We start from the raw sequence: 17901 nt of genomic DNA, 5'->3' as shown, positions 1-17901 counted from the left end.
GCGGCGGCGGCGTGCGCGGACCAGCCGGAGCAAAAACCCGCGCCGCCCTCAAAGGATCACAATCTTGCACAGGTGGCTGACCACTTCTTCCGGCGTATCACAGACAGTAATGAGCTTGTCGATTTCCGCTTCCTTGATAAAGCCCCGACCCGCCATGCTCTTACGCAGCCACTCCAGCAGGCCGCTCCAGAAGCTGGAATCGTAGAGCACAATGGGAAAAGCGCGGGTGCGGCCCGTCTGCGCCAGCACAAAAGCCTCGGAAAGCTCGTCGATGGTGCCCATGCCCCCAGGCATGACCACATAGGCCATGGCGTATTTGACGAACATGAATTTGCGGATGAAAAAATAGCGGAAGTTGCAGCGCGTCTTTACATACTGGTTGCAGCCCTGCTCGTGGGGCAGCTGAATGTGCAGGCCTACAGATTCGCCCCCCGCGTCGAACGCCCCCTTGTTGGCCGCCTCCATTACGCCGGGGCCGCCGCCGGAAATGATGCCGAAGCCCGCTTGCACCAGCAACCGGGCTATTTTCTCAGCATCCTGATATTCCTGCATATCCTGGGTGCAGCGGGCGGAGCCGAACAGCGAAATGCAGTTGACCTTCAAGGCATTGAGTGTATCCAGGGCCTCCACCATCTCGGCCATGATGCGGAAGGTACGCCAGGATTCGGTGGTAACGGAAGCAAGATCGTCCACAATATTCTGTTGCAGTTCCGGCATAGCGGCTCCTTCATATGAACGGGGCGGCCCAAGGCCGCATCCCGAATTTGAACGCACAGTATAAATGGGGGAGCCGCCAAAGGCAACGGGGCTTGCTTGACGCTGCGCGTCCCTTGCGGCTATGGAAAAGCCTTCTCCCCACTCCGGCATCCGGATGCGGGGGAGGCCCGCCTTGGGGCGACAACTTGCGGAGGCCAGCATGAAAGTTCAATTTCTGGGCGCGGCGCAGACCGTGACCGGTTCCTGTTATATGATCGAAGCCAACGGCAAGCGCTTTTGCGTGGACTGCGGCATGCACCAGGGCAATAAGGCGATTGAAGCCCGCAACCGGGACACCAAGCCCTACCGGCCCCAAGACATCGATTTCATCCTTGTCACGCATGCCCACATCGACCACTCCGGCCTGCTGCCCAAGATGGTGCGCGAGGGCTACGCCAAGCCCATCTACTGCACCCGCGCCACGGGCGAACTGTTGGAGCTCATGCTGGAAGACAGCGCTCATATTCAGGAAATGGAAGCGCAGAGCGAAGCCAGAAAGTATCTGCGGCGCGGCCTGACCAACCCGCCCGCCGCCCTCTACGCCACCGAGGACGCACAAAAAGCCGCCCGCTTCTTTCAGCCCGTGGACTACCACAAGACCTTTGAGCCCGCACCGGGCATCCGCGTCACTTACTACGACGCCGGGCACATCCTGGGTTCGGGCAGCCTGCGTCTGGAGGCCGACGAAAACGGACGCACCACCAGTATGATCTTTTCGGGCGACATCGGGCGGCCCCAGTCCCTTATCGTGCGCAACCCGGAAGAGCCCCCGCAGGCGGACTACGTCTTCATGGAATCCACCTACGGCGACCGCGACCACAAAGATGAGGCCCTGAGCGATGCGGAACTGGCCGAAGCCATTGCCTACAGCTACGGCAAGGGCGAGAAGGTCATTATCCCGGCCTTTGCGGTAGAGCGCACCCAGGAGGTGCTCTACTGCCTGCATGTGCTCAATAAGCAGGGCAAGCTGCCGGCGGACATGCCCGTCTTTGTGGACAGCCCTCTGGCTATCCGCGCCACCGAAGTTTTTGAACGCCACCGCGAGCTTTTTGACGACAACGCCCAAAAGATGCTCAACAACGGCGATAATCCCTTTGCCCTGCCCAACCTGCACTACACCCTTTCCGCCAGCGAGTCGCAGGCCATCAACGTCTACAAGGGCCCGGCCATCGTCATTTCAGCCAGCGGCATGTGCAACGCGGGCCGCGTGCGCCACCACCTGCGCCACAATATCTGGCGGCCCGGGGCCAGCATCGTCTTTGTGGGCTACCAGGCTGCGGGCACCCCCGGTCGGCAGCTTGTGGAAAAAGCAAAAAAAATTACCCTGTTCGGCGAAGACGTGGACGTGGCCGCGCGCATTTTCACCATCAACGGCTTTTCCGCCCACGCAGGGCAGAGCCAGCTGCTGGACTGGCTGGCCCCCTTGGTGACCGGCCACTGCGCCAAGGTGGTGCTGACCCACGGCGAAATCAAGGCCCAGACCATCCTGGCCGGGCTCATGGAGCAGAAATTCGGCGTGCGGCCCCTCATCGCCGCTTATCTGGAGGAAATGGTCCTGGAGGGCTGCGACGTGGCCACCACCGTAAGCCACGAAACGCAGGCCCACCCCAGGGTGGACTGGAACTTCCTTACCAGCGAAGTGGAACGCAAGTGGGGCCTGTTCAAAGGGCGGCTTGCAGACGTGGAAGGCCGCCCCTGGCTGGAGCAGACCGACCTGCAGGACGCCGTGGAAAAGCTGGACTACGCCCTTACCCGCCTGCTTTCACGGATGTAGCCCGCCATGCGCATTATTGCAGGACGCCTGGGCGGACGTTTGCTCAAAACCGTGGAAGGCGAAGGCTACCGTCCGGCCATGGGCAGAACGCGGGAAGCGCTGTTTTCCATGCTGGCGGCGCGGGGCCTGAACTGGTCCACAGCGCGGATATTGGACCTTTTTGCCGGCAGCGGCAGCCTGGCCTTCGAGGCCGTGAGCCGGGGCGCGCCGCACGCCTTACTGGTGGAAAGCGCCCCCCAGGCCGTGCGCTGCCTTACAGCCAATACGGCGGCCCTGGGCCTGCAGGACCAGGTACGCCTGCTGGCCGAAGACGTACTGCGCGTGCTCAAGCGCCCGCCGGACGCGCCCTATGACCTGGTGTTCATGGACCCGCCCTACCGCAAACGCCTGGCAGACCCGGCCCTGCGTCTGCTTGTCCAGCGCGGCTGGCTTGCGCCCGGGGCCTTTGTGACCGCCGAAGTGGAAAAAGAAGCCCGACTTTCCCCACCGCCGGAGCTGCGCCCGGAGGTGGACCGACTGCTGGGCCAAACCCGTATCCGCATCTGGACCATGCCATGAAAACAGCCCTCTATCCCGGCACCTTCGACCCTTTGACCAACGGGCACCTGAGCCTTATCCGCCGCGGCTGCGAAGTTTTTGACCACCTCATCGTGGCCGTGGCCGACAACACGCCCAAAAAACCCCTGTTCAGCCATGAAGAGCGGGTAAGCATGGCCTGCGAGGCCCTCAAGGATATGCCCAACGTGACGGTAGAGCCCTTTTCCGGGCTGACGGTGGAATACGCCGCCCAACGCGGGGCCTGCGCCCTGCTGCGCGGGCTGCGCGCCGTTTCGGATTTTGAGTACGAATTCCAGCTGGCGCTCATGAACCGCCGATTGCAGCGCCACATCCAGACCATCTTTCTCATGACCGACTACCAGTGGCTGTTCATCAGCTCCACCATCGTCAAGGCGGCGGCCAGCCACGGGGCGGATATCAAGGGCCTGGTGCCGGAAAACGTCCGTCAGGCCCTGCTGCAAAAATACCAGCAGGGAGAGGTCCGCCAGGGCACCCCCTGCCTGGCCCCGCCCTACGGCGGCTTTCGCGTGCTCTGATGCCCGGCAGCGCTCCCCCCTGCGTCCTTCCGCTGCCGGTCATCTGCCTGGCCGGGCCCACGGGTTCCGGCAAAACCGCGGCAGCCCTGGCCCTGGCCACAGCCCTCAACGGCGAGGTGGTCAACGCCGACTCGCGCCAGGTTTACGCCGACTTCCCCTGCATCACGGCCCAGCCCACGGCAGCGGAGCAGGCCCACTGCCCCCACCATCTTTACGGCTTTCTTCCCACAGAACAAAAAATCAGCGCCGGAAGATGGGCGGCAGCGGCCAGCCGCACCATTGCGGCGATTTTAGAACGCGGCCGCACGCCCCTGGTGGTGGGCGGCACCGGGCTCTATTTCCAGGCCCTGCTACGCGGCATGGCCCGCATCCCGCCCGTGGATCCCGCCCTTACGGCCAACCTTACAGCCCGCCTGGAAGCGGAAGGCGCGCCCGCCCTGCACGCAGAACTGGCCGCCCAGGACCCGGGCTACGCCGCACGCATCCACCCCAACGACCGCCAACGCATTGTCCGCGCGCTGGAAGTGCGCCTGGCCACGGGCCGCCCCTTCAGCTGGTGGCACGCCCATGCCGCCGAAGCGCCTCTGTGCCAAGGCCCGCTGCTGGTGCTGGACGCCCCCTTAGCATGGCTGGAACCGCGCCTGGCCCGCCGTATGGACCTCATGCTGGAGCAAGGAGCTCTGGACGAAGCCCGCGCCGCCCTGCAAAACTGCAGTAATCCCGCCGCCCCCGGCTGGACGGGCATAGGCTGCGCCGAGGCCCTGGCCCATCTGCAGGGCCGCTGTACCCTCACCCAGTGCCGGGAACTCTGGCTGCGCAACACGCGGGCCTACGCCAAACGGCAGCGCACCTGGTTCCGCGCCCGCAGCGAGGCCGTCTTTCTGCCGCCGGACAATGGGGCGGCTATAACCGCCGAGGCCGCACGCAGTTGGGAAAAACTGCACAAGGGCACTCCATAATACTCCCCGCAGAATCTTTCCCCCATGGCGCGGAAAAACCACCTTTTTCCCGGCCCGTTGCATAACCACACCGGGCAACACCCGCTATTTTAAGAAAATTTTCTCAATCATCTTGTTTTTCCAAGCATAAGAAACCGTTCCAACAGGCTGAACGCCTTGACGGATTGTCGGCTGTGGAGTACCGTTCGGATATCTGCGTGTCGCCCCCGCAGGGATCGTCGGGGCCGGAGGAAGCCCGCTACGCCATGCGCAACGGGCCTTGGGGAAATGTCTGAATGCAAAAGGACAAGCACATGAGGAACGGCACAACACTGCTACTGCTGGCGGCTCTGGCCCTGGCGGGCGCGGCGTGTCTCTCGGGTACCGGGGCTGGAACGGCGGTGGCCGCCACCCTGGAACCCACTGACAGCGGCGCGCCTTCGGCCAAGGTCATGTTCCCGGTCAGCGAGAAGCCCAATCCCAAGGGCTCGGCCATGAAACCTGTGGTCTTCAACCATCTCATCCATGAAAAAAAGGTTGAAAACTGCGAAACCTGCCATCACACGGGAGACCCCGTCGCCTGTACCACCTGCCACACGGTGGAGGGCAAGGCCGAAGGCAATTTCATTACGCTTGACCGCGCCATGCACGCCACCAACATCGCCAAGCGCGCCAAGGGCAACACGCCCGTGAGCTGCGTAAGCTGTCACGAACAGCAGACCAAAGAACGGCGTGAATGCGCGGGCTGCCACAAAATCGTGACCCCCAGCCGCAGCCAGGCTTGGTGCGCCACCTGCCACAACGTGACGCCTTCCATGACGCCCGCCGACCTGCAGCAAGGCATTGCCGACAAGCTGCCGCCCGAACGCAATGAGGAACTGGCCGCGGAGACCGTGCTCTCCCACAAGCCCGTCAAAAACCTCGCGCCCACGGACGCCCCCTACAAGGTCACCATCGACGCCATCGCCGAAACTTATGAGCCCGCCGTGTTCTCCCATCGTCGGCACCTTTCCTCGCTCATGGAACGCATCAAGGACGACAAGCTGGCCCAGGCCTTCCATAACCAGCCGGAAATCCTCTGCTCCACCTGCCATCACAGAAGCCCGCTTTCGGCCACGCCGCCCAAGTGCGCCAGCTGCCACACCAAGGATATCGACCCGGCGCATCCGCAGCGTCCCAGCCTCAAGGCCGCCTACCACCTTCAGTGCATGGGCTGCCACCAGGGTATGAATGTGGGACGCCCGAGAAACACCGACTGCACCACCTGCCACAAGGCGCGCCCGTAGCGCGCCCCAGAGCACGGAGAATCGCATATGAATCGCAGAAAATTCCTGACTTTTATGGGAAGCGCGGGTGTGGTCTCGGCCCTGAGCACGGCCAAGGTGGCCGAAGCCGGGGTGCACACCTTCCCCTACTATGCAGACAGCTACGGCGTGCTGCACGATACCACGCGCTGCATCGGCTGCCGCCGTTGTGAAGAGGCCTGCAACAAGGTCAACCACCTGCCCAAGCCCAAAACGCCCTTTACCGACGTTTCCGTCACGGCCACGCGCCGCCGTACCTCGGCCTACGAGTGGACGGTGGTAAACAAATACGAAGTCGACGGCAAACCTGTATTCCGTAAATTGCAGTGCTTCCACTGCAACGATCCGGCCTGCGCATCGGCCTGCTTTGCCAAATGCTTTACAAAACTGCCCGACGGCACCGTATCCTACAATGGCAGTCAGTGCGTGGGTTGCCGCTACTGCATGGTCGCCTGTCCCTTCTATGTGCCGGGCTTCCAATATGATGAAGCCTTTGACCCCTTGGTGCAGAAGTGCACCTTCTGCGAGCCGCGTCTCAAGGAAGGCAAGCTGCCCGGCTGTGTGGAAGCCTGCCCCATGGACGCCCTGACCTTCGGCCGCCGCAGCGACCTGCTCAAGATTGCCCGCGCGCGCATTGCCGAAAATCCCGAACGCTACACCAACTACGTCTACGGCGAAGCGGACGCCGGCGGCACCGCCTGGATGGTGCTGGCCCCGGCCGCGCCCAAGGCTGTTCCGGCCGCTGCGGACAAAGACGCCCCCGCCAAGGACGCGCACGCCCCGGACACATGGAAGCAGCTGGGTCTGGATACCCACCTGGGCACCCAGCCCATGGGCGAGCTGACCTACGGCGCACTGGGCACCGTGCCCATGATTGTCGCCTTCTGGCCCGTGCTCTTCGGTGGGGCTTACGCCATCACCAAGCGCCGCGAGTCCATCTACAAAGCGGAGCAGGAAAAGCACGCCAAGGAGGCCCGCGAAGACGTGGCCGCCGCTGTGGACGCCGCCGTACGCAAGATTGAGGAAACCCAGGGACCGGGCGCCGCCGATACGGCCCGCCGCGCCATGACCGAGGCCCTCAAGGCCCGTGAAGTGGCCGGCAGCCAGGAACACGGGGAGGATAAGTAAATGGCTGAGCACAGCATCGTTATTCCCACCAGGGACAAGCTGTTCAATTTGGGCGAATTTTTCCGGCCCACACCCGGCAACATCATCACTGCCATCATTCTGGCTGTAGGGCTGACCATCACCATCATCCGCTTCACCATGGGCATTGGCTCGGTCACCAATCTGAGCGACAACCAACCCTGGGGCATGTGGATCGGCTTTGATCTGCTCTGCGGCGTGTGTCTGGCCGCCGGCGGCTACTTTACCACCGTGGCCTGCTACATTATGGGGGTCAACTACCACTCGGCCATCCGGCCGGCCGTGACCACGGCCTTCCTGGGCTACGCCTTTGTGGTCATAGCCCTGCTGTACGACCTGGGCCACCCGCTGCGGCTGCCCTTCATGTTCTTCTTCCCCGGCACCACGTCTGTGCTGTTTGAAGTGGGCCTGTGCGTGGCCACCTACCTCACGGTACTCTTTGTGGAGTTTTCCGTGGCACCCATGGAATGGCTGGCCTCCCGCTTCCCCTGGCTGGTCAAATGGCGCAAGGTCGTCATCAAGATGACCATTCCGCTGACCATCTTTGGCGTGACCCTGTCCACCCTGCACCAGTCTTCGCTGGGTTCGCTCTACCTTATCGCTCCCGGCAAGCTGTATCCCCTGTGGTACTCGCCCTTCATGCCCATGTTCTTCTTTGTGAGCTCCATGGCCGCAGGCGCGTCCATGGTCATCTTTGAAGGCATGTTTGCCCACAAAGGCGTGCACCAGTATATGGACAAGACCCATCTGCGCGAGGCGGACCAGGTGGTCTTCAGCTTTGCGCGGGCCGCGTCGTTCATTCTCTTCGCCTACTTCATGCTCAAGCTCATTGATATGCTGGTGCAGGCCAACATCCCCTATCTCTTCACTGGCTACGGCGCATGGTGGATGGTGGAGATGCTGGGCTTTGTGCTGCTGCCCGCCCTGCTCTACGCCAAGGGCGCTCGGGAACGCCGCCTGGGCCTCTGCCGCTTTGCCGCCGCCAATACCGTGATCGGCATTGTGCTCAACCGCTTCAACGTGAGCATGATCGCCTTCAACTACGCCCTGCCGTCGTCGGAGCGCTATTTCCCCAGCATCTGGGAAATCTGCATCTCCATATTTGTGGTGACCATGATCGTGACGGTGTACCGCTTCATCGTCTACCATATGCCCGTGCTCTACGAACACCCCGACTTCAGGGATGCGCACTAGAACACAAGAGGAGATTGCCATGGAATTCCATACTTTTTATCAATACTTCCTCTACACCAAGAGCTGGGCTTATGTGATGATGTTCATTGTGCTGCCGCTCTATGTGTGGTACTGGAACTTCATCCTCTTCCCTGACAAGAAGAGCAAAAAGCACGACTGATCCACAACTGTACAAAGGGGGGCCGCAAGCCCCCCTTTTTTTGCCCCCCCACACCTTGCCGTCGGGCCGGGGAATGCGTATCCTGTAAGGAATCCGCATTGAGGAGGTCTGAAGACCGTCATGTGTCTCGCCATACCCGCCAGAATCGAAGAACTGCAGGAAAACGGCATGGCCCGCGTACGCGTGGGCGAAAGCCAGACCTTTCTGACCACTTCCGTCATGCTTTTGCCGGAACCGCCTTCTGTGGGGGACTATGTTATTGTCCACGCAGGTTTTGCCCTGCACACTATGACCCCCCAGGAAGCCCAGGAGAGCCTCTCCGCCCTGCGCGAACTGGCCCAGGCTATGGAGGGCACGCCGGCTCCGTTTTAAGGCTTACGCCGCAAACCTCTTGCCTGCAGCCGTAAAAGCACGCCTGCTGCTCGGTTGCGCCGCTGTGCGCACCGCAGCCAGGCGTAGTTTTTGACATAATACGGCCCCATATGCTTCCGCCGCTTTGGCGGCAGGATTATGCCGCTGCCACGCGTTGCGGCCGTTCCACGCCGGTGGCGCGGCCTTTTTTCAGCAAGGGCCCTGCGGCCGCAGGGCAGTCTTGACTTTGGGGCGCTCTTTGCCCACACTAGGATGGTTTTTTTCTTTATGTTATTTATCCATGTGGATGATTTTGTGGCGTTTTTACCGCCGGAGCCAGAATGAGCGATTATAAAAAGACCCTGCACCTGCCCAAGACCAGCTTCCCCATGAAGGCCGATTTGGCCCGGAAAGAACCGGACGCCATCAAACGCTGGGACGCCATCAACGCTGCGGAACTTATGGCCGCCGCTTCCGGCTCCAAGGGCGGCTATGTACTGCACGACGGCCCGCCCTACGCCAACGGCCACCTCCATATGGGCCACGCCCTGAACAAAATCCTCAAGGATATCATTGTCAAATCCCGCAATATGGCGGGCTACGCCTCGCGTTACGTGCCGGGCTGGGACTGCCACGGCCTGCCCATTGAGCACAAGGTGGAACAGGAACTGAAAGAAAAAAAGAAATCCCTGCCTGCCCATGTGGTGCGGCGGCTCTGCCGCGAATACGCCGCCAAGTGGATCGACATCCAGCGCAAAGAATTTAAACGGCTGGGCGTACTGGGCCTGTGGGAAGATCCCTATATGAGCATGAAGCCCGCCTACGAGGCGGCCACCGCACGGGAACTGGCCCGTTTTGTGGCCAAGGGCGGCGTCATGCGCGCCAAAAAGCCCATTTACTGGTGCTGCTCCTGTCACACGGCCCTGGCTGAAGCCGAGGTGGAATACGCCGACCACACCTCGCCCTCCATCTATGTGCGCTTCGCCCTGCCCGACGACGCTTTGCGCAACTTTTTCCCCCAGGCTGACCCGGCCCGCGCCTTTGTGGTCATCTGGACCACCACCCCCTGGACCCTGCCGGACAATATGGCCGTGTGCCTGCATCCGGAGTTTGAATATGTGCTGGTGCAGGCCGGGGACGCACAGTACCTGCTGGCTGCCGAACTGCTGGCAGACTGCGCCGCGCGCTTCGGCTGGGCGAACCCCGCCGTGCTGGGCCGGGCCACAGGTGCGGAGCTCGCGGGCCTTAAGGCCCGCCACCCCTTTTACGACCGGGAATCGCCCCTGGTGCTGGGCAAACACGTTACCCTGGACGCGGGCACGGGCTGCGTGCACACCGCGCCGGGCCACGGCCGCGAAGACTACGAGGTGGGCCTGGCTTACGGGCTGGACATCCTCTCCCCCCTGGACGACGCCGGGCGGTTTTTGCCCACAGTGCCCTTCTTTGCCGGGCTCAATGTTTTTGAGGCCAACCCCAACGTTATGGAAAAGCTGGAAGAAGTTGGAGCGCTGCTGCACAAGGGGCGTATCAAACACTCGTACCCGCACTGCTGGCGCTGCAAGGAACCGGTCATCTTCCGCGCCACTACCCAGTGGTTCATCAGCATGGAAAAAAATGACCTGCGCGCCCGCGCCCTCAAGGCTATTGACGAGCAGGTGCGCTGGATTCCGGCCTGGGGCCGGGAGCGCATCCACAACATGGTGGCATTGCGCCCGGACTGGTGCATCTCGCGCCAGCGTCAGTGGGGCGTGCCCATTCTGGCCTTGCTCTGTGAAGACTGCGGGGAAGCCTGGAACGACCCCCAGTGGATGGAAGGCCTCTGCGACCGCTTCGCCGCCCACCCCACGGGCTGCGATTACTGGTATGAGGCGGATATCAAGGATATTGTACCCCAGGGCCTGACCTGCCCGCACTGCGGCGGCAGCCACTGGAAACGTGAAACCGACATCCTGGACGTCTGGTTCGATTCGGGAACCAGCTTTGCCGCCGTACTGGAACAGCGTCCGGAGCTTGCCTTCCCGGCGGACCTGTACCTGGAAGGTTCCGACCAGCACCGGGGCTGGTTTCACAGTTCCCTTTTAGTCAGCGAGGGCAACCGGGGCTGCCCGCCCTACCGCAGCGTGCTCACCCACGGCTATGTGGTAGACGGCGAAGGGCACAAGATGTCCAAATCCGTGGGAAATATCATTGCGCCGCAAGAGCTCACCGAAAAATACGGCGCAGAAATCGTCCGCCTCTGGGCCTCCTCGGTGGACTACCGCGAGGATATCCGCCTTTCCGATGAAATCGTGGGGCGGCTGGTGGACGCCTACCGCCGCATCCGCAACACCTGCCGGTTTATCCTGGGCAACCTCCACGACCTGACCCGCGAGGATCTGCTGCCCGTGGCGGGCCTGCTGCCCCTGGACCGCTTTGCTCTGGACACGGCCGCCCGCACCCACCAGCGGGTGCAGCAGGCCTATATGGATTTCGACTTCCACAAGGTCTACCACTGCCTGCACAACTACTGCGTCACCGACCTTTCCGCCGTCTATCTGGACATTCTCAAGGACCGCCTCTACGCCTCGTCCCGGACCGGAGTGGAACGCCGCTCGGCCCAGACGGCTCTCTGGCACATCCTGCGCCTGCTGCTGCGCGATATGGCCCCGGTACTCTCTTTTACGGCGGAGGAAATACTCAGCCATCTTCCCGAAGGGCTGCGCGTGCCGCAGGCCACGGTCTTTGCCCTGCCGCCGCTGGACGATCTCGACCCCTTTCTGCTGCCGGACGGCGTTCGCGATGACTGGAACGTGCTGCTGGCCGTGCGCGGCGCGGTAACCCGCGCCATTGAGCCCCTGCGCCGCGACGGCGTGGTGGGGCACGCCCTGGACACGCGGGTGACCCTTTATGTAGCCGACGAACTGCGCCAGCGCCTGGAAGGCCTGGATACGGACCTGCGGGCCGTGTGCATCGTCTCCCAGCTGGCCCTGCAGCCGCTGGCCGCCGCGCCCCAGGGCGCTTACAGCGACCCGGAGGTGTCCGGCCTGAGCATTGAGGTCGGCAAAGCCCAGGGGGCCAAGTGTGAGCGCTGCTGGATATACAGTACGGAGCTGGGCCGCAATGCGGAGCACCCCGCCCTCTGCCCGCGCTGCACGGCCGTAGTCTGCGCTCAGGACAACAGCCGGAGCTGATATGGCGCGTCGCTATGCTCTGCTGGGCTCTGTGGCCGCCCTGGTCCTATTTCTGGACCAGTTGAGCAAATGGGCCGTCATGCGCCTGATACCGGAACACCGCCCGGTCACGGTGATTGCGGGGTTATTTGATCTGGTCAACATCCGTAACCGGGGCGCGGCCTTCGGCTTTTTGAACCGCTCGGACATGGAATGGCAGTTCTGGCTGTTTTTGGCCGCCACCATCGTGGCGGTGGGGGCCATCCTGCTGGTGGCCCGCAGCGAAGAAAACGGCCCTTGCCTGCTGACCGGCCTGGGCTGCATCATGGGGGGCGCGCTGGGCAACCTGGTGGACAGGGTGCGGTTTCGCGCGGTAGTGGACTTTCTGGACATTTATTGGAAAGATTGGCACTGGCCCGCATTTAATGTGGCGGATGCCGCCATATTTGTGGGGGTAGCCCTGACCTGCCTGGTGCTTTGGCGCAAGCCGCCAACACAAAAGTAATGGCGGCACGCCTTATGTCGGCTTACTGCACGCCGCTTTGCCGTGTGCAGTATTAAGCATTGCGGGACAAAAACGCGCTTCTTGTGGGCGGGACGGAGCAGCGCAAAAATTGGTCCCGGGGACGCCCGCCGCAAAAGAGCGCATGACGCAGGCCTGGGCGGCAAAGTGTCGGCGGGCGGGCCCTTCCGCAGGGGCAATACGCTTCTGTCCCGGCGCACCGCGCGCGGCAGCCGCATCCCGAGGAGGTTGTATGATTTTTCACTGGTGGCATGTGCTGATCTTGATGGTGCCCATGATCCCTTCACTGTGGAGCATTCTGCACATCTGGGGGCATGAGTTCGCCAGCCCCCAACAGCGCGTGCTGTGGCTGTTGCTGGTAGTATTTGTTCCGGTCCTCGGCGGCATCATTTATATTTTTACCGGTCGCAAAAAAGCTCTGGGCGAGGTGCAGTCCTGAACCGCACCGCTGCGGCGCGCCACAACCCCAACGTCTTTGAAGATGAGGAAGATATATGCGCACATTCCGTTCCCTGTATATTCTGACCCTGACCTGCGCAGCCTTGCCGCTGAGTGGCTGCATGGGCAGCAGCAGCGGCAGCGGCAGCCTGAGCCTGGAACAACAGGTGCAGCAGCACGACGTGCAGCTGCGGCAGATGCAGCCCGCCCAGGCCGACGCCTGGAATCAGCTGCAGGCCATGCGCCAAGAGCTGAACACGCTGAAAGGACAAATGGACGACCTGCATAACGTGGGCGGCGCGCGCGTCCTGGTGGAACGCGTCAAAACCCATGACGAAGCCCTGCGCCAGGTGGAGCGCAGCATGGCCCTGAACCTGAACCTGGGCGATCCCATGACCGCCGCTTCCGGCGGCGCTGCGGCCGCGCCCGCAGTGCAGGCCGCGCCGCAAGCCCAGCCCGCCTACGGGCAAACCCCAGCCTATGGACAGACGCCCGCCTATGGTCAGAGCCCCACGTACGGCCAACCCACATACGGCCAGGCGGCCGCTGCCGGCGCTGCGGCCGGCGCTGCTGCCGGCGTTGCGGCGACTGGTCCGGCTGCGGCTGGTCCGGCCCAGGCGCCCAGCGCCAGCACCTGGGGCCAGCCTTCACCCCAGCCGCAGACGCAGGTGCAGGCTCCGCAAAAGGATATTTCGCTGGCCCTCTTTGACGCGGGCGTCAATGCCTTCAACTCCCGCAAATACGAAGAGGCCCAACGTTCTTTTTCCGACTTTCTCAAGAACTATAAAGACCACAGCCAGGCCCCGGAAGCTCAGTACTACCTGGCGGAGTGCTACTTCCAGCGCAACCAGTTTGCCGACGCGGCCCTGGCCTACGATACCGTCATCAAAAAGTACCCCAAGTCGTCCAGCGCGCCCGGCGCTTACTTGAAGCAGGGCATCAGCTTCAGCAAGCTCAATCAGGGGGCGGCGGCCAAGGCCCGCATGCAGGAACTGATCAAAAAATACCCCAGCTCACCCGAAGCCGCACGAGCCAAAACCTTTCTCAAGACCAACAAGTGAGGCCTGGCGGCCCTGGGTGTGACAAGCGCACGGGGCCGCCGCCAAGTTTTACCACAACCGCGCCACGCGCAAAGGGCAGGGTATGAGCAAAAAGGCTGACGAACCCGCCGTGTACAAAGAGCTGACTGCGGACATGCGCCAAGGTCTCAGAGAAATTTACCGCCAGATCTACACCGCGTCCAAAGACCAGCCCCTGCCCGGCCCTGCCACGGACGCGCTGTTTCACGAAGCCTCGGACCAACTGAACGAAGTGCTTAAGGCCACAGAAACAGCCACCATGAGCATCATGGAAATTGTAGAGCGCCATCTGGACCTGCAGGCCCAAAACGCCGAAATGCTGGCCGCCGTGCGCCAGGGCGCGGCCACGCCTTCACAGGTGTGCAGGCTGGAAGACAACAACAACCGGCTGGGCGACGATTTAACCACCCTGCTTACCACCCTGAGCTTTCAGGACATCACCGGCCAGCGCATCAAACGCGTGGTGGACGCTCTGAACCAGATCGAAAATACCGTGGTGGAGCTGTACATTTCTTCCGGCCTCATGCTGGAAGGCGCGGAAACCAACCCCCACAAAACCGCTGCCGAGCTGCGGGACGAGGCCGACAAAGCGTTGGAGACTTTCCAGCAGCGCCGTCAGGAGGCCCTCAAAGGCCCGGATAAAAACGGGGTTTCCCAGTCTGCCATCGACGCTATGCTCGCCCAGCTGGGGATGTAGCCGCACTTTTCAGGAAGACGGTGGTTTCCCCACCATTACCCTGTTTTGCTCTGCGCGTTGCGATTCTTTTTCTGCCTGCATGCTGCAGACAGGCAATAGTTTCTGAAAGCTGTACAATAAGTTCAGAATTACCTGCAGCACTTCGCTGCGGACATCCTGCGGCAGCCGCAGCAGAACATCTTCAATAACAGATATCTTTGCCGCTACTTCCTCGTTTTTACAGACAAACAATTCCGAAACTGTACACCCCAGGACTTCAGCAATAAGCTCCAACCGCTGAAATCTTGGGGCTACCACTCCTTTCTCTATTCTAGAGCAGTTAGCGAATGAAATGAGCTAACTGCTCTGCAAGGATTTTCTTGAAAATCCTTGCCACAAAATGCGAGAAGGCAGGCTTTTGCCTGCCGTAAGCGAGCATTTCAAGTGTTAAATGCTCTAGAAAAAGAATCATTGCCAACGCCAAGCCGCTCTGCAAGTTCGGCCTGGGTCATGCCTTTACTGCGGCGAAGCTGGCTAATATTGCTGCCCACAAAAGCAGCCAAATTTTTAACCTTTCGTGTAGTCACCAGGGGGTACTCAGCGGCCTGGCAGGAACCCACAACAACGCCGCATCAGCATTGTTCCCCATCTGTGCCAAGCAGGGGCCCCCGCCCAGGCGAGTACAGCGGCCGCCGACGCTCTGCTGCGGCGCGGTTACGCCCCCCGCCAGAAAAACAGTAGGGCCAGACCGCCCAGAGAAGCCATGAGCACCAGATAGGCCTGTCGGGTCCGTAACGAGAGCACCGCACCCAGCAGAGCCGCCGCGTAAAGCACCGGCCAGGTCACCAGTGAAAGGCGGGGCCAATGCCCCCCTGCTGTAAGGACCGCCAGAATCAGGTAGAGCGTACAGAACCACAGGGCGTAAAAGCCCCATTGCCAGATGGCGCGGCGCAGGGCGGCCCCCAGAACAGCCCTGGCAGGGGATATGCCGCGGCCACCCGCGCACCAGGATTCAAGAGACGGGGCAAGGATGTTCTGCGCCGCCCGCTGCCGCAACTCAAGCCAGGTTGCCGCGTACGCCGCCAGCATGGAGAGAAACAGCGGCAGCAGGGCTGCGCCCGCCTGGGTCAGGCCAAAGTGACGGCACAGAGGAAAGGCCAGCAGAAAGCTCAGCCCGCCGTAGGGCGGCACCACGCCGCCCAGCTCCAGCGTGTCCAGCCAGAGCAGTTCAAAAATAATGCCCAACGGCAGGGCCAGGGCCCAATCTCCCGTACACCAGCTCGTGAGCAGGGCCAGGCACAAGGGCCTGTCCACCAGGCCCGCTATGCAGGTAAAGCGGGCCGCCCCGGCCAGGGCAAAAAAAAAGCGTAGGGCGTCCCCACCGTAAGCAGCGTCGCCACTGCGGACGGATCAGAAAAGCTGCTCATGGGGGCCTCGCACAGTCTCCGAAGGTACAGACCGAAAGTCGAACTGCACCAAGTGCTGCCGCAGGACGCGCAAATCTTCCCTGTCCTGCAGCGACAAGGCTACATTGGGTAGAATCTGCAATTTTTCCGGACCATAGTGCAGGTTGCCCATATTGAGCACCTCCATGACGATTCCGGCGTCACAGGCGCGACGCGCGTCCTGGCAGGTGGCAAAGAGCACAAAACTCTCCTCGCCGCAGCTATTGAGGGTAGCTGCCAACTCCCTGACTGGAATAAAATGGACCGCCACCCGCTGGGGTACGGCCAGGGCCACGATCTGCTGCCGCAAAAAATCCGTGGCCAGTTCGTCGTTGGCCACCACCAGATGCCGCGCCCCCGTATAGGGCAGCCACGCCTCAATAACCTGTCCGTGCACCAGCCGGTTGTCCACCCGAAACCACATACTAACCGGCATTCTTGTCACGAGGTTTGTTGCGCAGCATGCTGCCCGCCACCACAATGCCCTTGGCCCCGGCTTCACCGGCCAGCTGGGCCAGTTCTTCCAGCTCCTTGTCCCGTGACGTAAAGACCTTGAGGAGCATGGGCAAGTTCACCCCCGTGACCACCTCCACCTTGTGGGTGGCCAACAGTGAAAGGGCCAGATTGGTAGGCGTGCCGCCAAACATATCCGTAAGCACAATGACGCCGGCACCCTTGTCCAGGCGCTGGGCTGCGTCGTCCAGACGGCGCACGGTTTCGGACACTTCGTGGGCCACGTCCACACTAATGGAGCAACAGTCGCTCTGCGGCCCCAGAATAAATTCCGCCGTGCGGAGCATGGCCGAACCGTAGTCGGCATGGGAAACCACAATAACGCCGACCCGACCGCCGGCGTCCTGCTCGCCGTTTTCGACGTTTGCAGTATTTTCGTCCGTCATGACAAACCTCGCAGGGCTGAGCGTGCCAGCTTTTTCAACCAAGTTCAAGATGCCGGTGCTCAAGAGAGGCCGGATAGTCCGCCTGCCGGAGCGCCTGCCACAGGGCCTCGGCCATGGCCACAGAGCGATGGCGGCCGCCGGTGCAACCCACGGCAATGGTCACCCTGTAACGCCCTTCTGTTTCCATGAGCGGCAACATGAAAAACAGCAGGTCCAACAACTTGGCGCGAAATTCCCGCGCCTGGGGCGTGGCAAAAACGTAGTCGGCCACGGGCTTGTCCCGGCCGCAGAGGGGGCGCAGATTTTCCAGAAAATAGGGATTGGGCAAAAAGCGCAGGTCAAAAACCAAATCCGCCTCACGCGGTACGCCGTACTTGAAGCCGAAGGAAATGACATTGACCCGGATGGCCCGCAGTCTGCCCCGGCTGCTGCCCCAGCGCTTCTGAATGGCTCTGCGCAGGTCATGGATGGAAAACCGCGTAGTATCCACCACCAGATCGGCCAGCTCCCGCAAAGGACGCAGCTTGTCGCGCTCCGCCTTGAGGGCCGCCTCCAGGCCCATGCCCTCCCGCTCCAGGGGGTGGGGCCGCCTGGTGGTGGCGTACCGGCGCATAAGCTCCTGCGTCGAGGCCTCCAGAAACAGCAAGGTGGGGCGAATGCTCTGCGCGGCCAGGGCCTCCAGCGAGGCGTTCAGGTCGTCCAGAAAAGTGCTTTGCCGCAGGTCCATGCCCAGCGCAATGCCCTGAAAATGGCTCATTGAAGGGCGGGACATCATGGCCGCCATTTCCGGCGCCAGGCTGGCGGGCAGGCCGTCCACCACAAAGTGCCCCATGTCTTCAAACACTTTCAGCGCGGTGCTCTTGCCCGCACCGGAAAGCCCCGTAACCACGCAGACCCGCACCGGCGCAGAGGCCGGCGCACTTGTGGATGTGGAGGCGGCAGCCGCCGCTACGGTTTTGCTCATAACGCCCTCTC

Annotated in this window: 21 protein-coding genes; 14 read left to right on the top strand and 7 right to left on the bottom strand. The window is 62.1% G+C overall.

Features of this window, described 5'->3' with window-relative positions; genetic code table 11:
* Positions 1 to 48: 48 nt before the first annotated feature.
* A complete protein-coding gene (locus tag J7I12_RS01840) occupies positions 49 to 717 on the bottom strand; it encodes an LOG family protein (RefSeq protein WP_118229093.1) in 669 nt (222 codons plus the stop codon).
* Positions 718 to 916: 199 nt separating this feature from the next.
* Here J7I12_RS01840 and J7I12_RS01835 point away from each other — a divergent pair, with 199 nt between their 5' ends.
* The 14 genes from J7I12_RS01835 (at position 917) to J7I12_RS01770 (ending at position 14603) form a co-directional block, all read left to right on the top strand.
* Positions 917 to 2530, top strand: coding sequence for an MBL fold metallo-hydrolase RNA specificity domain-containing protein (locus tag J7I12_RS01835; RefSeq protein ID WP_118229094.1), 1614 nt, complete (start codon positions 917 to 919; stop codon positions 2528 to 2530).
* A gap of 6 nt (positions 2531 to 2536) precedes the next feature.
* Positions 2537 to 3088 (top strand): 16S rRNA (guanine(966)-N(2))-methyltransferase RsmD, encoded by a 552-nt coding sequence (gene rsmD, locus J7I12_RS01830; RefSeq protein ID WP_118229095.1) that lies wholly within the window; start codon positions 2537 to 2539, stop codon positions 3086 to 3088.
* Positions 3085 to 3624 carry a pantetheine-phosphate adenylyltransferase gene (gene coaD / locus J7I12_RS01825; RefSeq protein WP_118229096.1) on the top strand — a complete coding sequence of 180 codons (540 nt, stop codon included), beginning with the start codon at positions 3085 to 3087 and terminating at the stop codon, positions 3622 to 3624. The genes rsmD and coaD overlap by 4 nt, the downstream gene beginning before the upstream one ends.
* The gene (gene miaA, locus J7I12_RS01820; protein ID WP_302548836.1) at positions 3624 to 4583 is read left to right on the top strand and encodes a tRNA (adenosine(37)-N6)-dimethylallyltransferase MiaA; all 960 of its coding nucleotides are present in this window, start codon (positions 3624 to 3626) and stop codon (positions 4581 to 4583) included. The genes coaD and miaA overlap by 1 nt, the downstream gene beginning before the upstream one ends.
* A 293-nt stretch (positions 4584 to 4876) precedes the next feature.
* A complete protein-coding gene (locus J7I12_RS01815; protein ID WP_288907449.1) occupies positions 4877 to 5848 on the top strand; it encodes a nine-heme cytochrome c in 972 nt (323 codons plus the stop codon).
* 27 nt (positions 5849 to 5875) lie between these two features.
* Positions 5876 to 6994: a 4Fe-4S dicluster domain-containing protein gene (locus J7I12_RS01810; RefSeq protein ID WP_118229099.1), complete on the top strand. Its 1119-nt coding sequence runs from the start codon at positions 5876 to 5878 to the stop codon at positions 6992 to 6994.
* On the top strand, positions 6995 to 8206 hold the full coding sequence (gene hmcC / locus J7I12_RS01805; RefSeq protein ID WP_118229100.1) for a sulfate respiration complex protein HmcC: 1212 nt from the start codon (positions 6995 to 6997) through the stop codon (positions 8204 to 8206).
* A 19-nt stretch (positions 8207 to 8225) separates the two neighbouring features.
* On the top strand, positions 8226 to 8366 hold the full coding sequence (locus tag J7I12_RS01800; RefSeq protein ID WP_165450905.1) for a hypothetical protein: 141 nt from the start codon (positions 8226 to 8228) through the stop codon (positions 8364 to 8366).
* A 120-nt stretch (positions 8367 to 8486) separates the two neighbouring features.
* On the top strand, positions 8487 to 8738 hold the full coding sequence (locus J7I12_RS01795) for a HypC/HybG/HupF family hydrogenase formation chaperone (protein WP_118229101.1): 252 nt from the start codon (positions 8487 to 8489) through the stop codon (positions 8736 to 8738).
* Positions 8739 to 9058: 320 nt separating this feature from the next.
* Positions 9059 to 11887: an isoleucine--tRNA ligase gene (gene ileS / locus J7I12_RS01790; RefSeq protein WP_302548763.1), complete on the top strand. Its 2829-nt coding sequence runs from the start codon at positions 9059 to 9061 to the stop codon at positions 11885 to 11887.
* 1 nt (position 11888) lies between these two features.
* A complete protein-coding gene (lspA, locus tag J7I12_RS01785; protein WP_118229103.1) occupies positions 11889 to 12371 on the top strand; it encodes a signal peptidase II in 483 nt (160 codons plus the stop codon).
* Between the two features lie 250 nt (positions 12372 to 12621).
* Positions 12622 to 12828 carry a PLDc N-terminal domain-containing protein gene (locus tag J7I12_RS01780; RefSeq protein WP_118229104.1) on the top strand — a complete coding sequence of 69 codons (207 nt, stop codon included), beginning with the start codon at positions 12622 to 12624 and terminating at the stop codon, positions 12826 to 12828.
* A 55-nt stretch (positions 12829 to 12883) separates the two neighbouring features.
* Entirely contained in the window at positions 12884 to 13888 is a 1005-nt protein-coding gene (ybgF, locus tag J7I12_RS01775; protein ID WP_118229105.1) for a tol-pal system protein YbgF, read from the top strand.
* Positions 13889 to 13970: 82 nt separating this feature from the next.
* Positions 13971 to 14603 carry a protein phosphatase CheZ gene (locus J7I12_RS01770; protein ID WP_118229106.1) on the top strand — a complete coding sequence of 211 codons (633 nt, stop codon included), beginning with the start codon at positions 13971 to 13973 and terminating at the stop codon, positions 14601 to 14603.
* Positions 14604 to 14612: 9 nt separating this feature from the next.
* On the opposite strand, the gene J7I12_RS01765 is transcribed toward J7I12_RS01770, so the two are convergent.
* The 6 genes from J7I12_RS01765 to rapZ all read right to left on the bottom strand — a co-directional run bounded on the left by J7I12_RS01765 (position 14613) and on the right by rapZ (position 17890).
* Complete coding sequence (locus tag J7I12_RS01765; protein ID WP_165450904.1) at positions 14613 to 14900, bottom strand: hypothetical protein; 288 nt, start codon at positions 14898 to 14900, stop codon at positions 14613 to 14615.
* Positions 14901 to 15022: 122 nt separating this feature from the next.
* Complete coding sequence (locus J7I12_RS01760; RefSeq protein ID WP_498794152.1) at positions 15023 to 15094, bottom strand: hypothetical protein; 72 nt, start codon at positions 15092 to 15094, stop codon at positions 15023 to 15025.
* Positions 15095 to 15296: 202 nt separating this feature from the next.
* The gene (locus J7I12_RS01755) at positions 15297 to 15896 is read right to left on the bottom strand and encodes a hypothetical protein (RefSeq protein WP_242621223.1); all 600 of its coding nucleotides are present in this window, start codon (positions 15894 to 15896) and stop codon (positions 15297 to 15299) included.
* Between the two features lie 96 nt (positions 15897 to 15992).
* On the bottom strand, positions 15993 to 16451 hold the full coding sequence (locus J7I12_RS01750) for a PTS sugar transporter subunit IIB (RefSeq protein WP_118229108.1): 459 nt from the start codon (positions 16449 to 16451) through the stop codon (positions 15993 to 15995).
* 1 nt (position 16452) lies between these two features.
* Positions 16453 to 16926: a PTS sugar transporter subunit IIA gene (locus J7I12_RS01745; protein ID WP_118229109.1), complete on the bottom strand. Its 474-nt coding sequence runs from the start codon at positions 16924 to 16926 to the stop codon at positions 16453 to 16455.
* Between the two features lie 34 nt (positions 16927 to 16960).
* The gene (gene rapZ, locus J7I12_RS01740) at positions 16961 to 17890 is read right to left on the bottom strand and encodes an RNase adapter RapZ (protein ID WP_118229110.1); all 930 of its coding nucleotides are present in this window, start codon (positions 17888 to 17890) and stop codon (positions 16961 to 16963) included.
* Positions 17891 to 17901: the final 11 nt, after the last annotated feature.

It is taken from the genome of Desulfovibrio diazotrophicus (assembly GCF_902498985.2).
In the GTDB taxonomy this organism is placed as follows: Bacteria; Desulfobacterota; Desulfovibrionia; order Desulfovibrionales; family Desulfovibrionaceae; genus Desulfovibrio; species Desulfovibrio legallii.
Note: the sequence above shows the minus strand (reverse complement) of the source record. Positions and strands in the feature narration are given on the sequence as shown.

Coding starts and splice junctions, on each gene's coding strand:
- J7I12_RS01840 (WP_118229093.1), bottom strand. CDS start 717: ATGCCGGAACTGCAACAGAATATTGTGGACGATCTTGCTTCCGTTACC.
- J7I12_RS01835 (WP_118229094.1), top strand. CDS start 917: ATGAAAGTTCAATTTCTGGGCGCGGCGCAGACCGTGACCGGTTCCTGT.
- rsmD (WP_118229095.1), top strand. CDS start 2,537: ATGCGCATTATTGCAGGACGCCTGGGCGGACGTTTGCTCAAAACCGTG.
- coaD (WP_118229096.1), top strand. CDS start 3,085: ATGAAAACAGCCCTCTATCCCGGCACCTTCGACCCTTTGACCAACGGG.
- miaA (WP_302548836.1), top strand. CDS start 3,624: ATGCCCGGCAGCGCTCCCCCCTGCGTCCTTCCGCTGCCGGTCATCTGC.
- J7I12_RS01815 (WP_288907449.1), top strand. CDS start 4,877: ATGAGGAACGGCACAACACTGCTACTGCTGGCGGCTCTGGCCCTGGCG.
- J7I12_RS01810 (WP_118229099.1), top strand. CDS start 5,876: ATGAATCGCAGAAAATTCCTGACTTTTATGGGAAGCGCGGGTGTGGTC.
- hmcC (WP_118229100.1), top strand. CDS start 6,995: ATGGCTGAGCACAGCATCGTTATTCCCACCAGGGACAAGCTGTTCAAT.
- J7I12_RS01800 (WP_165450905.1), top strand. CDS start 8,226: ATGGAATTCCATACTTTTTATCAATACTTCCTCTACACCAAGAGCTGG.
- J7I12_RS01795 (WP_118229101.1), top strand. CDS start 8,487: ATGTGTCTCGCCATACCCGCCAGAATCGAAGAACTGCAGGAAAACGGC.
- ileS (WP_302548763.1), top strand. CDS start 9,059: ATGAGCGATTATAAAAAGACCCTGCACCTGCCCAAGACCAGCTTCCCC.
- lspA (WP_118229103.1), top strand. CDS start 11,889: ATGGCGCGTCGCTATGCTCTGCTGGGCTCTGTGGCCGCCCTGGTCCTA.
- J7I12_RS01780 (WP_118229104.1), top strand. CDS start 12,622: ATGATTTTTCACTGGTGGCATGTGCTGATCTTGATGGTGCCCATGATC.
- ybgF (WP_118229105.1), top strand. CDS start 12,884: ATGCGCACATTCCGTTCCCTGTATATTCTGACCCTGACCTGCGCAGCC.
- J7I12_RS01770 (WP_118229106.1), top strand. CDS start 13,971: ATGAGCAAAAAGGCTGACGAACCCGCCGTGTACAAAGAGCTGACTGCG.
- J7I12_RS01750 (WP_118229108.1), bottom strand. CDS start 16,451: ATGTGGTTTCGGGTGGACAACCGGCTGGTGCACGGACAGGTTATTGAG.
- J7I12_RS01745 (WP_118229109.1), bottom strand. CDS start 16,926: ATGACGGACGAAAATACTGCAAACGTCGAAAACGGCGAGCAGGACGCC.
- rapZ (WP_118229110.1), bottom strand. CDS start 17,890: ATGAGCAAAACCGTAGCGGCGGCTGCCGCCTCCACATCCACAAGTGCG.